Annotated in this window: 8 protein-coding genes and 1 pseudogene; 5 read left to right on the top strand and 4 right to left on the bottom strand. The window is 64.9% G+C overall.

The genetic code is table 11. From position 1 onward, the window contains the following. Positions 1-8: 8 nt before the first annotated feature. From AC1DVV_RS03830 to AC1DVV_RS03820, 3 genes are all read right to left on the bottom strand, one after another. Positions 9-971, bottom strand: a complete 963-nt coding sequence (locus AC1DVV_RS03830) for an alpha-E domain-containing protein (protein WP_457278908.1) — start codon at positions 969-971, stop codon at positions 9-11. 2 nt (positions 972-973) lie between these two features. After that, positions 974-2,467, bottom strand: a complete 1,494-nt coding sequence (locus AC1DVV_RS03825; RefSeq protein ID WP_457278909.1) for a circularly permuted type 2 ATP-grasp protein — start codon at positions 2,465-2,467, stop codon at positions 974-976. Positions 2,468-2,557: 90 nt separating this feature from the next. Continuing rightward, positions 2,558-5,116 (bottom strand): DNA internalization-related competence protein ComEC/Rec2, encoded by a 2,559-nt coding sequence (locus AC1DVV_RS03820; RefSeq protein WP_477701703.1) that lies wholly within the window; start codon positions 5,114-5,116, stop codon positions 2,558-2,560. Between the two features lie 336 nt (positions 5,117-5,452). Between AC1DVV_RS03820 and AC1DVV_RS03815 the strand changes: the two are divergent. The 4 genes and pseudogenes from AC1DVV_RS03815 to AC1DVV_RS03800 form a co-directional block, all read left to right on the top strand. After that, a pseudogene (locus AC1DVV_RS03815) lies at positions 5,453-6,055 on the top strand (transglutaminase family protein); the annotation flags it as partial. A gap of 72 nt (positions 6,056-6,127) precedes the next feature. Next, complete coding sequence (locus AC1DVV_RS03810; RefSeq protein ID WP_477689140.1) at positions 6,128-8,983, top strand: transglutaminase family protein; 2,856 nt, start codon at positions 6,128-6,130, stop codon at positions 8,981-8,983. Between the two features lie 184 nt (positions 8,984-9,167). Continuing rightward, positions 9,168-11,957, top strand: a complete 2,790-nt coding sequence (locus AC1DVV_RS03805) for a circularly permuted type 2 ATP-grasp protein (RefSeq protein WP_477701704.1) — start codon at positions 9,168-9,170, stop codon at positions 11,955-11,957. Positions 11,958-11,975: 18 nt separating this feature from the next. Continuing rightward, the gene (locus AC1DVV_RS03800) at positions 11,976-12,890 is read left to right on the top strand and encodes a transglutaminase family protein (protein WP_477667461.1); all 915 of its coding nucleotides are present in this window, start codon (positions 11,976-11,978) and stop codon (positions 12,888-12,890) included. On the opposite strand, the gene AC1DVV_RS03795 is transcribed toward AC1DVV_RS03800, so the two are convergent. After that, positions 12,856-13,830: a LysR substrate-binding domain-containing protein gene (locus AC1DVV_RS03795; RefSeq protein ID WP_477701705.1), complete on the bottom strand. Its 975-nt coding sequence runs from the start codon at positions 13,828-13,830 to the stop codon at positions 12,856-12,858. The two genes, AC1DVV_RS03800 and AC1DVV_RS03795, sit on opposite strands and share 35 nt — an antisense overlap. Positions 13,831-13,911: 81 nt before the next feature. On the opposite strand from AC1DVV_RS03795, the gene AC1DVV_RS03790 reads away from it, so the two are divergent. Next, the gene (locus AC1DVV_RS03790) at positions 13,912-15,108 is read left to right on the top strand and encodes a pyridoxal-phosphate dependent enzyme (protein WP_477667463.1); all 1,197 of its coding nucleotides are present in this window, start codon (positions 13,912-13,914) and stop codon (positions 15,106-15,108) included. Positions 15,109-15,149: the final 41 nt, after the last annotated feature.

Raw genomic sequence — 15,149 nt, 5'->3', positions numbered from 1 at the left:
ACCGTCTTTCAAGTGGTGGCCGGCACCAAAAACTCTCGGCTGATGTGTGCGCCCAGCTCGTTCACGCGGTCCAGGAACTGCGTGAGGAATGCATGCAGGCCCGTTGCCAGGATTTCGTCGATACGTGCGTACTGCAGGTCGGCACGCAATTTGCCGGCGCGGCGCTGGGTTTCGCTGCTGGTGTCGCTGGTCACCATGGCAAGGTTGCTCATGACTTCGTTCAGGCAGGCCAGCAGGGAGCGCGGCATGTCGGCGCGCAGGATCAGCAGCTCGGCCACGCGCTCGGGTTTGATGACGTCGCGGTACACCTTGCGGTAGACCTCAAAGCCCGAAACGCTGCGCAGGATGGCGCTCCAGTGGTAGAAGTCGTATTCCTGGTCTTTCTCACCGGCCATGCCGAGGAAGTCGTTCTGCACGGCGTGAAACTTCACGTCCACCAGCCGCGCGGTGTTGTCGGCGCGCTCGAGGAAGGTGCCCAGCCGCAGGAAGTGAAAGGCTTCGTCCTGCAGCATGGTGCCCAGGGTCACGCCGCGCGACAGGTGCGAACGGAACTTGACCCATTCAAAGAACTGGCCCGGGTCGCGCTCGAAGTCGCCGCTGCGCAGCATGCGGATGACTTCGAGGTAAGTCTGGTTCTGCGTTTCCCATACTTCGGTGGTCAGCGTGCCGCGCACAGCCCGGGCGTTTTCACGGGCGTTCTGCAGGCATGAAATGATGCTGGACGAGTTTTTCTCGTCGCGCACCATGAAGTCCATCACGTCGCGCGGGTTGATGGTGTCGCCGTACTTGGCGGCAAACGAAGGCTTGAGCTCACTGATGCTGAGCAGGCCCTGCCAGCCGGCCTGTACCAGCGCATCGGACTGCGGCAGCAACGAGGTCTGGTAGTTCACATCCAGCATACGCGCTGTATTCTCCGCCCGCTCGGTATAGCGCGACATCCAGAAGAGGTGGTCTGCAGTGCGTGACAACATGATTACATTCCTCCCCGGGATTGCGACTGCGATTGGGACTGGTACTGCATGGACGAGCCGTCCTGCAATATCCAGGTGTCTTTGGTGCCGCCGCCCTGCGACGAATTGACCACCAGCGAGCCGTCTTTGAGCGCCACGCGCGTGAGGCCGCCCGGCACCATCTGCACTTCTTTACCGCTCAGCACAAAGGGCCGCAAGTCGATATGGCGCGGTGCAATGCCGCTTTCCACATACGTGGGGCAGGTTGAAAGGCTGAGGGTGGGCTGCGCAATGTAGCCCGACGGATTGGCCAGCAAGGCCGCACGGAACTCTTCGATCTCGGCCTTGGTGGCAGCTGGCCCCACCAGCATGCCGTAGCCGCCGGCGCCGTGCACTTCCTTGACGACCAGGTCTTTCAGGTTGGCCAGGGTGTATTGCAAATCCTCGTTGTTGCGGCACATGTAGGTCGGCACGTTTTTCAGGATGGGCTTTTCGCCGAGGTAGAACTCGATCATCTTGGGCACGTAAGGGTAGATCGACTTGTCGTCCGCCACGCCGGTGCCGATGGCGTTGCACAGCGAGACATTGCCGCTGCGGTACACATTGAGCAGGCCGGCGCACCCCAGTGTGGAATTCGGCCGGAAGGCCAGCGGGTCGAGGAAGTCGTCGTCCACGCGGCGGTAGATCACGTCGACGCGCTTGGGGCCGCGTGTGGTGCGCATGTAGACAAAGTTGTCCTTGACGAAAAGGTCCTGCCCTTCGACCAGCTCGACGCCCATTTGCTGCGCCAGGAAGGCGTGTTCAAAATAGGCCGAGTTGTACATACCGGGCGTCAGCACCACCACCGTGGGTTCGGCCGTGGCCGGCGGCGCCATGCCGCGCAGGGTTTCGAGCAGCAGGTCGGGGTAATGCGCAACAGGCGCAACGCGGTTTTCGCTGAAAAGCTCGGGAAAGAGCCGCATCATCATCTTGCGGTCTTCCAGCATGTAGCTCACGCCGCTGGGCACGCGCAGGTTGTCTTCAAGCACGTAGTACTCACCGTTGCCCTGCGCATCGGGTGCACGGACGATGTCGATGCCGCTGATGTGCGAATAGATATTGCCGGGCACATCAACGCCCATCATCTCGGGCCGGAATTGCGCATTCTGGAAAATTTGCTCAGACGGCACCACGCCAGCCTTGATGATTTCCTGGCCGTGGTACACGTCGTGGATGAAGCGGTTGAGCGCAGTGACGCGTTGTACCAGGCCTTTTTCCATGCTGGCCCATTCGTGGGCGGGAATGATGCGGGGAATCAGGTCAAAGGGAATCAGGCGTTCGGTGCCGGCGCCGTCTTCGTCCTTGGCACCGTAAACCGCAAAAGTGATGCCGACCCGGCGGAAAATCATTTCAGCTTCGGCGCGGCGGGCCTGCATCACGTCGGCAGGCTGCCGGGCCAGCCAACGCTGGTAACCCTGGTAATGCTCACGGACGCTGGACTCCGTGGCGTTCATTTCGTCGAACATCGGTCGGCTCATTGGCTTGATCTCCAGCAAGTTATGCGCATGGCAATTGTTTTAACGTAGCTTAGCAAGTTATGCGCCAAGGCGGTGCGTCCGCCAATATTTTTAGCGTTCAGGCACATGATGCCAGTAGCGCCTGCCCTGCTCCCGCTGGCACAAAATCTCCCCGGGGCGAAGGCTTTGCCAGGTGGCAGCCCCGCACTGCGGCGACTTCACCAGGCGTACGCCGCGCTCCTCATAACGCGCCACCACGGACTCCACCGGGTGGCCAAAACGGTTTCGGTAACCCGACTGCACCACCGCCCACTGCGGCCTGACGGCATCGAGGAACACCGCGCTGGACGATGTTTTGCTGCCGTGGTGGGGTACCAGCAGAAAGTCAGCCTTGAGGCTGGCCGGCACGCTGGTTGCCAGCCGGAGTTCCTGCGGCGATTCGATGTCGCCGACCAGCAGGGCTGTGCGGCTGCCGCCAGGGACGCTGCTGGAGATGCGCAACACGCAGCTCATGGCGTTTGACTTGCTGGCAGCGTCGTAATCGGCGGCTACGGGGTGCAGCACCTCAAATGCCACGCTGTCCCATTCCCAGCGCTGGCCGGCCACGCAGCGGCCGGCTTTGCGCTGCATTTGCAGCGGATGCGCGTCTTCAATCGAACTCACCAGGCTGGCTTCTGGCTGCATGGCCAGGACGGCTTGGGCGCCCCCGATGTGGTCGATGTCCCGGTGGCTGATCATGAGCATGTCCAGCCGCTCGCCCAGCGCGCGCAGAAGCGGCACCAGCACGCGGTGCCCGGCATCACTTTCGCGCGAAAAGCGCGGGCCGGCGTCATACAGCAGCGTGTGGCTTGCCGTACGCACCAGCACGGAATTGCCTTGCCCGATGTCCGCGGCAAGCAATTCAAACTGCCCCGGCGCCACGCGCACCGGCTGCCACAACAGCACCGGCAGCAACAGGGGAAGGCCCAGCGCTCGAAAATAAAACGGCAGGCGCGTGGCCAACAGGCCGCCGCCCGCAACGCCGGCGACAGCACACCACAGCGGCGCCGCCGCCACGCTGACCGAGGCCAGCGGCCAGCTCGCCAGCCATTGCAAAAATATCGCCAGCCCGCCGACCGACCATGCCGCCAGCGACCACACCGGCGCCCACGCCACGCCCAGCAAAGCCAGCGGCGTGATGACCAGTGTTACCACCGGAATGGCCACGGCATTGGCCAGAAGGCCGACCAGCGAAACCTGGTTGAACAGCAGCAGCGACAGGGGCGTGAGCGCCAGCGTGACGACCCATTGCTCCCGCATCGCACGCCCAACGCTGTCCAGCCATCTGGGCCGGCGCTGCCACCAGTGCCCGTCCTCAGGTTGTTTTTTTGAGTCGAATTGGGCTGCAGCCCTTTCCCCATGAGCGCGAGCAGCTCCTGAATCTGTAGCAAACAAAACACCCACCGCAACGAAAGACAACCAGAACCCGGCTTGCATCAACGCCCATGGGTCCAGCGCCACCACCACGGCCATGGCCAGCAGCCAGGTCTGCAGCCAGGGCCACTGCCTGCCGCCTTGCCGAAGCAGGATCACGGTGGCCAGCATCCAGATGGTTCGCTGCGCGGGCACGCCCCAGCCGGAAAACAATGCATACAGGGTGGCAAGCAGCAAGCCGCCCAAAGCACCTGCAGCGGCTGCCGGCAACACCAGGCACAACCGCGGCGTGAAACGCGCTGATCGCCGCCACAGCGCGCCGATCAGCAGTGAGGCAGCCCAGGCAAACATCGTTATATGAAGGCCTGAAATACTCATCAAGTGAGCTACGCCCGTGGCACGAAACACATCCCAGTCGGCGCGTTCGATGGCGGCCTGGTCGCCGACCACCAGCGCGGCAATGACGCCTGCCAGCTGCCGGTTTTCAATGCGCCCAAAAATCGCTTCACGCACGGCCTGCCGGGCCTGCTCAATGGGGTGTTGCCAGCTGCTGGAGAGTTTTGCCGGCGGTGCGTCGCGCGGGCCGGCACGCACATAGCCCGTGGCCTGTATGCCCTGCTCCCACAGCCAGAGTTCGTAGTCAAAACCAAACGGGTTGCTGTTGCCGTGCGGCGCCTTGAGCCGCACCGTCATTTGCCAGCGTTCTCCGGCGCGCAGGGCTTGCGGCTGGCGCTGCAAGGCCAGTGCTATCTCGAACGGGTCGGCGTCCTGCGCCGGTACGGCGGGCTCGCGCCCGGCAAAGCCCGAATACCAGCCCAGCATGATTTGCGGCGGCAGGGTGACTGTGCCGCCATTGAGGCGGGCAGATTCCACCGCGAAGCGAAAGCGCAGGCCATCTTCTCCGGGTTGCGGCATCGCCAGCACCTGGCCTGTGACCTCGATATCGCGGCCCTCCAGCGCCGGATTGAGCGCCGCCGTCAGGAAGACGCCGGCACGCCAGCCCGTGAGGCCCACACCGAGCAAGGCAGCAAGGGCAAAGGCCGAAACCACCCTTCCCCACGAAGGAAGACGCAGCCTGCCAAAGCGCAGGTACAGGCCAGCCAGGGTGCAGGCCAGCAGCGCCATGGCGGCATAAATCTGTTGTGGCCACAAGACGGGCTGCTGCAACTGCAGGGCAACACCCGCAATAAAACCGGCAAACACCGGCCCCGGGCTTGCCGCATACAGCCGTGCCCCGGCTGATACAGGTCGATTCAAACCCGCCTCCCCTTTGAACTGTTTTTATGCACTGACCGCTTTGAGCTTAACGGGAAAGCGCGGCAGATAGCCAACAAACAGCGCCAAACAGCCGGTTCACACTCAAGAGACCACGTGGCGCAGCTCTTGCTTTCAGAAATGCCACCAAATCCGGGTAAGCTGTTTACACGGCGTTCCTGAGACCGCAAGATGTGGCGGTCTGTTGAACGTATTTTCCAGAGGGCGTGATTACACGCCCGTTCCTTTAAAAGCGAGGCTGCCTTGTCCATCCACGTCGCCCTGAGCCACATCACGCATTACAAATACGACCGCCTGGTCAAACTCGGCCCCCAGGTCGTGCGCCTGCGGCCTGCGCCGCACAGCCGCACACAGGTACTGTCGTATTCCCTCAGGGTTGAGCCCGCCGGCCACTTCATCAACTGGCAGCAGGACCCGTTTGCCAATTACCAGGCCCGGCTGGTGTTTCCCGAGCCGACACGCGAGTTCAAGGTCACGGTGGACCTGGTGGTGGAAATGGCGGTGTTCAACCCGTTTGACTTCTTCCTGGAACCGGCTGCCGAAGAATTCCCGTTTACCTATAACGCACTGCAGGCCCGCGAACTGGCACCCTACCTGGCCACCCAGCCGGCCACGCCGCTGCTCAAGCGCTACCTTGAAAAAATCGACCGTACGCCCAAACGCACCATCGACTTTCTGGTGGGCCTGAACCAGGGCCTGCAGTCGGACATCAAATATTCGATCCGCATGGAGCCCGGCGTGCAAACGCCCGAAGAAACGCTGCGCCTGGCCTGCGGCTCCTGCCGCGACACCGGCTGGCTGCTGGTGCAGCTGCTGCGGCACATGGGACTGGCCGCGCGTTTTGTCTCGGGCTATCTGATCCAGCTGAAAGCCGACGTCAAATCCATCGACGGCCCCAGCGGCGCCGAAGCCGACTTCACCGACCTGCACGCTTGGTGCGAGGTGTTTTTGCCCGGTGCCGGCTGGGTCGGCCTGGACCCGACCTCGGGACTGATGGCCGGCGAAGGCCACATTCCGCTGGCGTGCACGCCCGAGCCGTCGAGCGCAGCGCCGGTCGAAGGCGGCGTCGACAAATCCGAAGTCGAGTTCGAACACCACATGGCGGTGCAGCGCATTTACGAATCGCCGCGCGTGACCAAGCCCTATACCGAGGAGCAATGGCAGGAGGTGCTGGCGCTCGGCGAAAAGGTCGACAAAGACCTGGCGGCCGGCGACGTGCGCCTGACCATGGGCGGCGAGCCGACCTTTGTGGCCACCACCGACCGCGACGCGGCCGAATGGAACATCGACGCGCTGGGCCCGACCAAACGCGGCTATGCGACCGAACTCGTGCAAAAGCTGCGCGCCGAATATGGCGAAGGCGGCTTCCTGCATTTCGGCCAGGGCAAGTGGTACCCGGGCGAGCAATTGCCGCGCTGGGCACTCAGCATTTTCTGGCGCAAGGACGGCCAGCCGATCTGGCAAAACCCGAGCCTCTTCGCCGACGAGCGCCAGCCCTGCAACTACACCAGCGCCGACGCGCAGCGTTTTGTGCAGACACTGGCGGGCAAGCTGGGCCTGGCCACCACCTACATCACGCCAGGCTATGAAGATACCTGGTACTACCTCTGGCGCGAACGCCGGCTGCCAGTCAATGTCGACCCATTTGATTCGAAGCTGGACGACGCCATGGAGCGCGAACGCCTGCGCCGCGTCTTCATGCAGGGCCTGGATTCCGTCGTGGGCTATGTGCTGCCGCTGCAAACCAAGGAGCAACTCAAGCAACGAAACGCAGGCGCCTCGCCCGCGCTGAGTGGGCCCAAATGGACCACCGGCCCCTGGTTCTTCCGCGAAGAGCGCATGTACCTGATGCCGGGCGACTCGCCCATGGGCTACCGCCTGCCGCTGGATTCGGTGCCCTGGGTGTCCAAGACCGACTACCCTTACATGATCGAGTCCGATCCGTTTGCCCCGCGACAGGACCTGCCGGCGGCTTCCGCACTGGCGGCGCGCTACAACGGCAGCTTCAGCGCAGCCCGCGGCGCCACACCGGCGGCCGCATCGGCAGGCGGCAGCGCCAGTTCGCTCGCGCAGTACATGGCGCGCTACATGACGGGCAATACCGCGCTGTCGCAAGCCAGCCGCATCCTTCAGTTCCGCCCGCTGGGCAATAACGGCGCCGGCGGCGCAGACGGCAAACCGGCCGGTGCGCCTGCCGCAGAAGACGCAACCGCAGCAGACGATCGCGCGCCCAAGCCCTTTGAATCGGCCGCATGGCTCACGCGCACCGCGCTCTGTGTGGAAGTGCGCGACCCGCAGCGCGCCAACGGCCCGAAAGACAAACCCAAGGCCGACCCGGACAGCAAGGCCAACAAGTCGGGCCGTGGCGAAACCGGTGCGATTTACGTCTTCATGCCGCCCATGGAAAGGCTCGAAGACTACCTCGACCTGTTGGCCGCGGTGGAAGCAACGGCGCAATCGCTGGGCGTGAGCATCGTGCTCGAAGGCTACCCGCCACCGCGCGACCCGCGCCTGAAGATGCTGCAGGTCACGCCCGACCCCGGCGTCATTGAAGTCAACATCCACCCGGCTTACAACTGGGGCGAGCTGGTGGAGCACACTGAATTCCTCTACAAGATCGCGCATGAAACGCGCCTGTCGGCCGAGAAATTCATGACCGACGGCCGCCACACCGGCACCGGCGGCGGCAACCACTTCGTGCTGGGCGGCGCGACGCCCGCCGACAGCCCCTTCCTGCGCAAGCCCGAGGTACTGGGCAGCCTGATCGCCTACTGGCACAACCATCCGTCGCTGAGCTATCTTTTCTCGGGCATGTTCATCGGCCCGACCAGCCAGGCACCGCGTGTGGACGAGGCCCGCAACGACCAGCTGTACGAACTGGAAATCGCCCTGCGCGAGATCGAAAACAACCGCAAAAAATACGGTGCCGACATGCCGCCCTGGCTGGTGGACCGTACGCTGCGCAACATCCTGGTCGACGTGACCGGCAACACGCACCGCAGCGAATTCTGCATCGACAAGATGTACTCGCCCGACTCCGCCACCGGGCGCCTGGGCCTGCTGGAGCTGCGCGCGTTTGAAATGCCGCCGCATGCGCGCATGAGCATTGCCCAGCAGCTACTGCTGCGCGCGCTGGTGTCGCGCTTCTGGAACAAGCCCTACCACGGCCGCGTCACGCGCTGGGGAACCGAGCTGCACGACCGCTTCCTGCTGCCGGGCTTTATCCGCATGGATTTTGAAGACGTGCTGACCGAGCTGCGCGAAGCCGGCTACGGCTTCGACATGGCATGGTTCGAACCTCACTTCGAGTTCCGCTTCCCGCTGATCGGGCAGGTCAAGTCCAACAGCATTGAGCTGACGTTGCGCAGTGCGCTGGAGCCCTGGCATGTGATGGGCGAAGAAGGCTCGGCCGGCGGTACCGTGCGTTATGTGGATTCATCGCTGGAGCGCGTCGAAGTGCATGTGACGGGCCTCAATGACAACCGCTATGTCGTCACCGTCAACGGCCGGGCATTGCCGCTGCAAAGCACCGGCCGCGTCGGCGAATATGTAGCCGGTGTGCGCTACAAGGCCTGGAACCCGCCTTCGGCCCTGCACCCTTCCATCGGCGTGCATGCGCCGCTCACGTTTGACATCGTCGACACCTGGATGGAACGCTCGCTGGGCGGTTGTCAATACCATGTGGCGCATCCGGGCGGGCTCAGTTATGACACGCTGCCGGTCAATTCATACGAGGCCGAAAGCCGCCGCCTCACGCGCTTTTTCCGCATGGGCCACACCCCGGGCAAGATGCGCGTGGCGCCGGCGCAGCCCAGCCGGGAGTTCCCGTTCACGCTCGATCTGCGCTGAATCCGCCCCTGCGGCGGCGGCCCGGGGCTTGAAAGCCCCGGGCGAAGCGCCTCCCCGTACCGTTAACGGCTGTCTTATGGCTGCAACATTTGCATGCGCAGGCGGCATAAATAGCCATTTTGGCCGTGCATTCAACCCGCCTTGAGCCTTGCAGGGGATGGGCCGCAGGCATACTTGCACCCACGTGGAAAATAACACTCAGTCACTTTTTGCCGCCCAGTCGCTTGAATCTCCCTGCGCACTGGCTGCGGCGCTGGCGCCTCATGCGGCGGCGGGGCATTTCGATGAGTTGCGGGGCCGTGCGTCCGAGGGCCCCGCACCTGTAGAAACGGCCGCGCCGGCACAGCCCGCGCTGCGGGCCGCAGGCAGTCCCCCTGAAACAGCCCCGGCCCGGCCCGAAGCCCCAGCGGCGGGGACTGATGACGCCTTGTCGCCCGACTGGACACGCTTTTTCAACTTCCTCGGCAGCGACGGCTTTTACGACCTGAACCACCGCACCGCCAACCTGCGCCGCCAGATCCGCGACAACGGCGTGACCTACAACGTCTACGCCGACGCCAATGGCCCGCAGCGGCCCTGGTCGCTGGACCTGTTCCCCATGATGGTCTCGCCCGCCGACTGGGCGCAGATCGAGGCCGGTATCCAGCAGCGCGCCCGCCTGCTGGACCGCGTGATGGCCGACATCTACGGCCCGCAGGAGCTGCTCTCCAAAGGCCTTCTGCCCAGCGCGCTGGTGCATGCCCACCCGGGTTACCTGCGCGGCATGCAGGGCGTGCAGCCGGCCGGCGGCACCTATCTGCACATTGCCGCCTTCGACATCGCGCACGGCCCCGACGGCCGCTGGTCGGTGGTGTCGCAGCGCACGCAGGCGCCTTCGGGCCTGGGCTACCTGCTCGAAAACCGCCTGACGATTTCGCTGCTGTTCCCCGAAGCCTTCCGCGAAATGAAGGTCGAGCGGCTGGCCGCGTCGTACAAGGCGCTGGTGGATGGCCTTAAAGCCATGAGCCCGACGGACAGCAACGAGGAAAGCCGCGTGGTGCTGCTGACGCCGGGGCCTTACAACGAAACCTATTTCGAGCATGCTTACCTGGCGCGCTTCCTGGGCCTGACACTGGTCGAGGGCAGCGACCTGCTGGTGCGCGATGACAAGCTTTACCTGAAAACCCTGCGCGGCCTGGAGCGGGTGCACGGGCTGCTCAAGCGCCTGGACGACCAATTCCTCGATCCGCTGGAACTGCGCTCGGACTCCACACTGGGCGTGCCCGGCCTGCTGCAGGTAATACGCGCGGGCAATGTGCTGGTGGTCAATACGCCGGGCTCGGCCTTCCTCGAATCAAGCGCGCTGCTCGGCTTTCTTCCCGCACTCTCCGAGCACCTGCTCGGTGAAACCCTGGCCCTGCCCTCGCTGGCCACCTGGTGGTGCGGCGAGCAGGCGGTGATGCAGGACGTGCTGAGCCAGCTCAAGACCTGCGTGATCAAGCCGACCTATCCGGGCACCGGCATGGAATCCGTCATCGGCCATACCCTGTCGCGCCGCGCGCTGGACGAATGGGCCGGCCGCATTGTTCGCCGGGGCGAAGACTTCACCGTGCAGGCTTATCTGCCTCTGCCGCAAACGCCGACCTGGCAGGGTGAGCGGATTTCCCCGCGCTCGGCCATGCTGCGCGTGTTTGCGGTGGCCGACGGCAACGGCTCCTGGCAGGTGCTGCCGGGCGGGCTGGCACGGCTGGCGGGCAAGAACGAAAACATGTCGTCGATGCAGCATGGCGGCAGCAGTGCCGACGTGTGGGTGCTGGGCGATCCATCGGCAGCCAGGGCGGCGGCCGAACACACCGCTGCGCCGCGCACCGAGCAGCCGGCGCCTGCCTGGGCCGCAGCGCCGCTGCGCCACCGCCCGCCCGTGACCAGCCGCGCGGCCGAAAACCTTTTCTGGCTGGGCCGCTACACCGAGCGTGCCGAAAACTCCACGCGCCTGGCGCAGATCACGCTGCAATGCCTGGGCGGCGAAGACCAGACGTCGCAACCGCTGCTGGCCTGGCTGACCAGCATGGCCGTCGGCAATGCGCTGGTGCTGGACACCGTGCCGCCGGCCACGCATGCGCGCCGTGTCTTCGAACGCGCGCTGATCGCCAATCTGGCCGACACCGAACAGGCCGCCAGCGTCGGCTTCAACCTGCGGGCGCTCAAAAGCGCGGCATCTGCCGTGCGCGAACGCCTGTCGCAGGAACAGTGGCACATGATCGTGCGCACCGAGACCGACTTCTTCCAGCGCTGCTCATCGTTCAGCGCCGTGGGCCAGACCCAAAGCCAGGGTGGGCAAAGCCAGAGCCAATCCAGCCAATATCTGCTCGAATATTCTTCCGTCGAGGCGCTGCGGGCGCTGGAGTCGGCCAGCGGCTTCCTCTCAGCCATGACGGGCGCGCAAACCGACCGCATGACACGCGACGACGGCTGGCGCCTCTTGAGCGTGGGGCGGCTGATTGAACGGCTCAATACCCTGGCGGGCGCACTGGTGCGCGGTTTCGAAACCGGCTCCGTGTTCGAGGAAGGCGGCTTCAACGCCATGGTGGCGCTGTTCGACAGCACCATCACCTTCCACGCGCAGTACCAGCAGCGCCGCGACATCCCGGCCCTGCTTGATCTGCTGGTGCTGGACCGCGACAACCCGCGCTCCCTCGGCTGGGTGGTGCAGACCCTGCGCGGGCGCCTGGCCAAGCTGGCGGGCAGCGCGCCGGGCGACATGCCCGACCTGGCGATGGAACTGCCCGACCCCGGCAGCTGGGCCCTGGCTGATTTGTGCCAGGAGGTCCCAGCCCGCACCGGCGAAGGCGAAGATGAAAACGACGAGCAACATGACGGGCGGCTGGTGCAGCTGCTCGAGCAGTGCTGCGATGCCGCGCTGGAGCTGTCAGACACCTTGAGCCGCCGCTACTTCAGCCACGCGGCTTCGGCCAGCCAGAGCTTAGGCGCCTGAGGCCCCAGGAGTTTTCCCGTGCTGCTTCACGTCGTTCACGAAACCCGTTACCGCTATGCCCCTGTGGTGGAAAACGCGCACCATGTTGTGCATCTCAAGCCCGCCAGCCGAAACGGCCAGACCCTGCTGGACTATGCGCTGCGGGTGAATCCCGAACCGGTCCAGCTGCGCGAAACCGAAGACGTCTACGGCAACACGCGCACCTACTTCTCCCTGCAGGCGGCACATGAGAGCCTCACCGTGGTGGCCGACAGCATCGTCTCCACGTCGGCCCTCAACCCGCTGCAATCAGAAGCGACGCTGTCCACCGGCAAGCCTGCATCGCCCGCCTGGGAGCAGGTGCGCGAACAGTTCCGTTACCGCGCCGGCGCGGCCTACGACAGCGCCTCCGAATTCCTCTTCGCCTCGCCCTATGTGCCGCGCGACGATGCCTTCATTGAATTTGCCCGCCCCAGCTTCCTGCCTGGCAGGCCGCTGCCCGAGGCGGCGCGCGACCTGATGGAACGCATTCACAGCGCCATGACCTACGAAAGCGAAAGCACCGAAGTCAACACGCCGGCGCTCGAGGCGCTCAAGCTGGGCAAGGGGGTGTGCCAGGATTTCGCGCACATCATGGTGGCCTGCTGCCGCGCCATGGGCCTGCCGGCGCGTTATGTCAGCGGTTACCTTCTCACCACGCCACCGCCCGGCCAGCCACGGCTGGTGGGCAGCGACGCCTCGCATGCCTGGGCTTCGGTGTACTGCCCCGGCCTGGGCGCCTGGCTCGACTTCGACCCCACCAACAACCGCGCGCCGGGTGAAGATTACGTCACGCTGGCCATCGGCCGCGACTTCCTCGATGTATCGCCCATGCGCGGCGTGATACGCGGCGGCGCACAGCACATCCTGGACGTGGCCGTTACGGTGGAGCCGGTGGCAAGCGCCGGGAACTGAGGGGCTTGCGCGAAGCTGTCGGCTCTTCCAGCAGCGAACCCTCCGGCAGGCTGCGTGCCAGGCAGCGCCGGCACAGGCTCACAAACTCCTGCGCGGCACCCGACTGCGCCTGGCGCGGCTTGAAAGCCAGCAAGGCCCTGAACGACACATCAGCCGCCAGCGGAACGCTGCGCAGGCCCAGCGCCACATATTCACGCGCCACCAGCGGATTGGTAACTGCCAGCCCGGCCCCGGCCAGCACCAGCGAACACTGCGTTGCGCTGTAAGGTGTTTCAACCACAAAGCGCGGCTGCACACCCGCCTGTGCAAATGCGGCTTCCAGCCGGCGCTGGGCTGTATCCGAGGCGGACAGGCCGACCAGCGGCACTTCTGCGAGATCCCTGGGCTGCAGGACCTGCTTGCGCGCGAGCGGGTGGGCCGCGGGCATGATGCACACCGCCGGCACCTGGTAAAAAAGCGAGGACACCAGGCCGCTGGTGTCCGCCTCGTCGCCCAGGAAGGCCAGGTCCACAGCGCCCTGGAACAGCGCCTCGCGCAGCACTTTCGAGCTGTCGACCAACAGCAGGCAGCGCGTGCGTGGATAGCTGCGCTGGAACTCCGCCAGCGCCCAGGGCATCACGCTGGCGGCCATGGCATGCAGTGAACCGATGCGCAGCACGGTGTCTTCATGCGACTGCAGGGCCACGATTTTTCGCTGTACGGCTTCCAGGCCTTCGTAGACCCGCTCAACCTCTTCCATCAGCGCGTGCGCCTCCGGCGTGGGCGTGAGCTTGCCTTTGGGCCGGTCAAACAGCTTGAGCCCGGCGCGCGCTTCGAGCTGCTGCAGCAGCTGCGTGACCGCCGGCTGGCTCACGTGCAGCGCCGCCGCCGCGCGGTTGGCGGTGCCCAGCCGCATGACCATGCGGAACACCTCAATCTGACGTGCACTGGCTTCAGCCATGGCTTCTTCCTATAAGTTTTACTTATTTTAAATCGCAAACAAGCGATGCATGAGAGGCCACGGTCTTCGTACCATCTGCCCATGAATCCTGTTTTCCCCGAATCCCTTCCAAGCCCTCAGGCATGGAACGCCATCAGCCGCAATCCCCGGATGACCGGGCTGCGCTGCATCCTCTGCGCCCGTAAATACCCGCTGAAGGATTTGCCCACCGGCTGCCCGCACTGCGCGGCGCAAGGTACGCCCGCCAGCCTGGAAGCCGTTTACACCGGGCTGCCCCAAACACTGAAAACTGCCAGTACAGGTTATAAGTGGGGAGACTGGCTGCCTTACACCCACGGCGTGTCCCTGGGCGAAGGCGACACGCCTTGCCTGGACCTGCCGCGCCTGGCGCGCGAGCTTGGCCTGCGCCAGCTCAGCGCCAAACACGAGGGCATGAACCCCACCGGCTCGCACAAAGACCGCATGTCGGCACAGGCCGTCAGTCGGGCGCTGGACGCAGGCGCACAGACCGTGGTGCTGGCTTCCAGCGGCAACGCAGCAGTGTCGGCAGCAGCCTATTGCGCCGCGGCCGGACTGCCCTGCGAAATCGCCACCTACCGCGACATGCCGGCGCCTTTTGCGCGAGCCCTCCATCACCTGGGCGCCCGGCGCGTGGTGTTCGACCACGGCTTTGACCGCTGGAGCCATGTACGCCGGCGGGTCGAGCAGGACGGCGCATTTGCGCTCACCAACTACAGCGTGCCCGCGGTCGGCAGCCCGGCCTTTGGCGTGGAAGGCTACCGCGCGGTGGCGCTCGAATTTGTCGCCGGCGGCTGCGTGCCGGACCACGTGCTGGTGCCCACTGCGCGCGGCGACCTGCTCTGGGGCATTTACAGCGCACTGCGTGATTTGCACCAGGCGAAACTCATCGGGCACATGCCCAGGCTGTGGGCCGTTGAGCCGTTCCCCCGCCTTTCCCGCGTACTCGAGGGTGCGCCACTGCAATCGGAATTTAACGGCCAGACGGCACAATTTTCAACAGGCGGCAGCACCGTCACGCTGCAGCAGCAACTGGCCGTGCAGCAGTCAGGCGGCGGCGCCGTGGCCATTGATGATGCCGGCGCCATTGAGGGCAGCGCCCGACTCGCGGCGCAAGGCCTGTGGGTGGAGCTTTGCGCCGGCGCCTGCCTCAGTGCGCTGGCGCACCTACGCGCACTCGGCCAAGTACAGGCATCAGAACACGCCTTGCTGCTGCTCACGGCCAAAGGCGACCGCGACACCTTTAACCCCATCCCTTGACCACACGACTCCTTTTTCTTCAGCCCGCAAAGGAATTTTTC

The sequence above is a fragment of the Polaromonas sp. P3_B4 genome (assembly GCF_056402835.1).
This window is presented reverse-complemented; position numbering and strand designations above follow the sequence as displayed.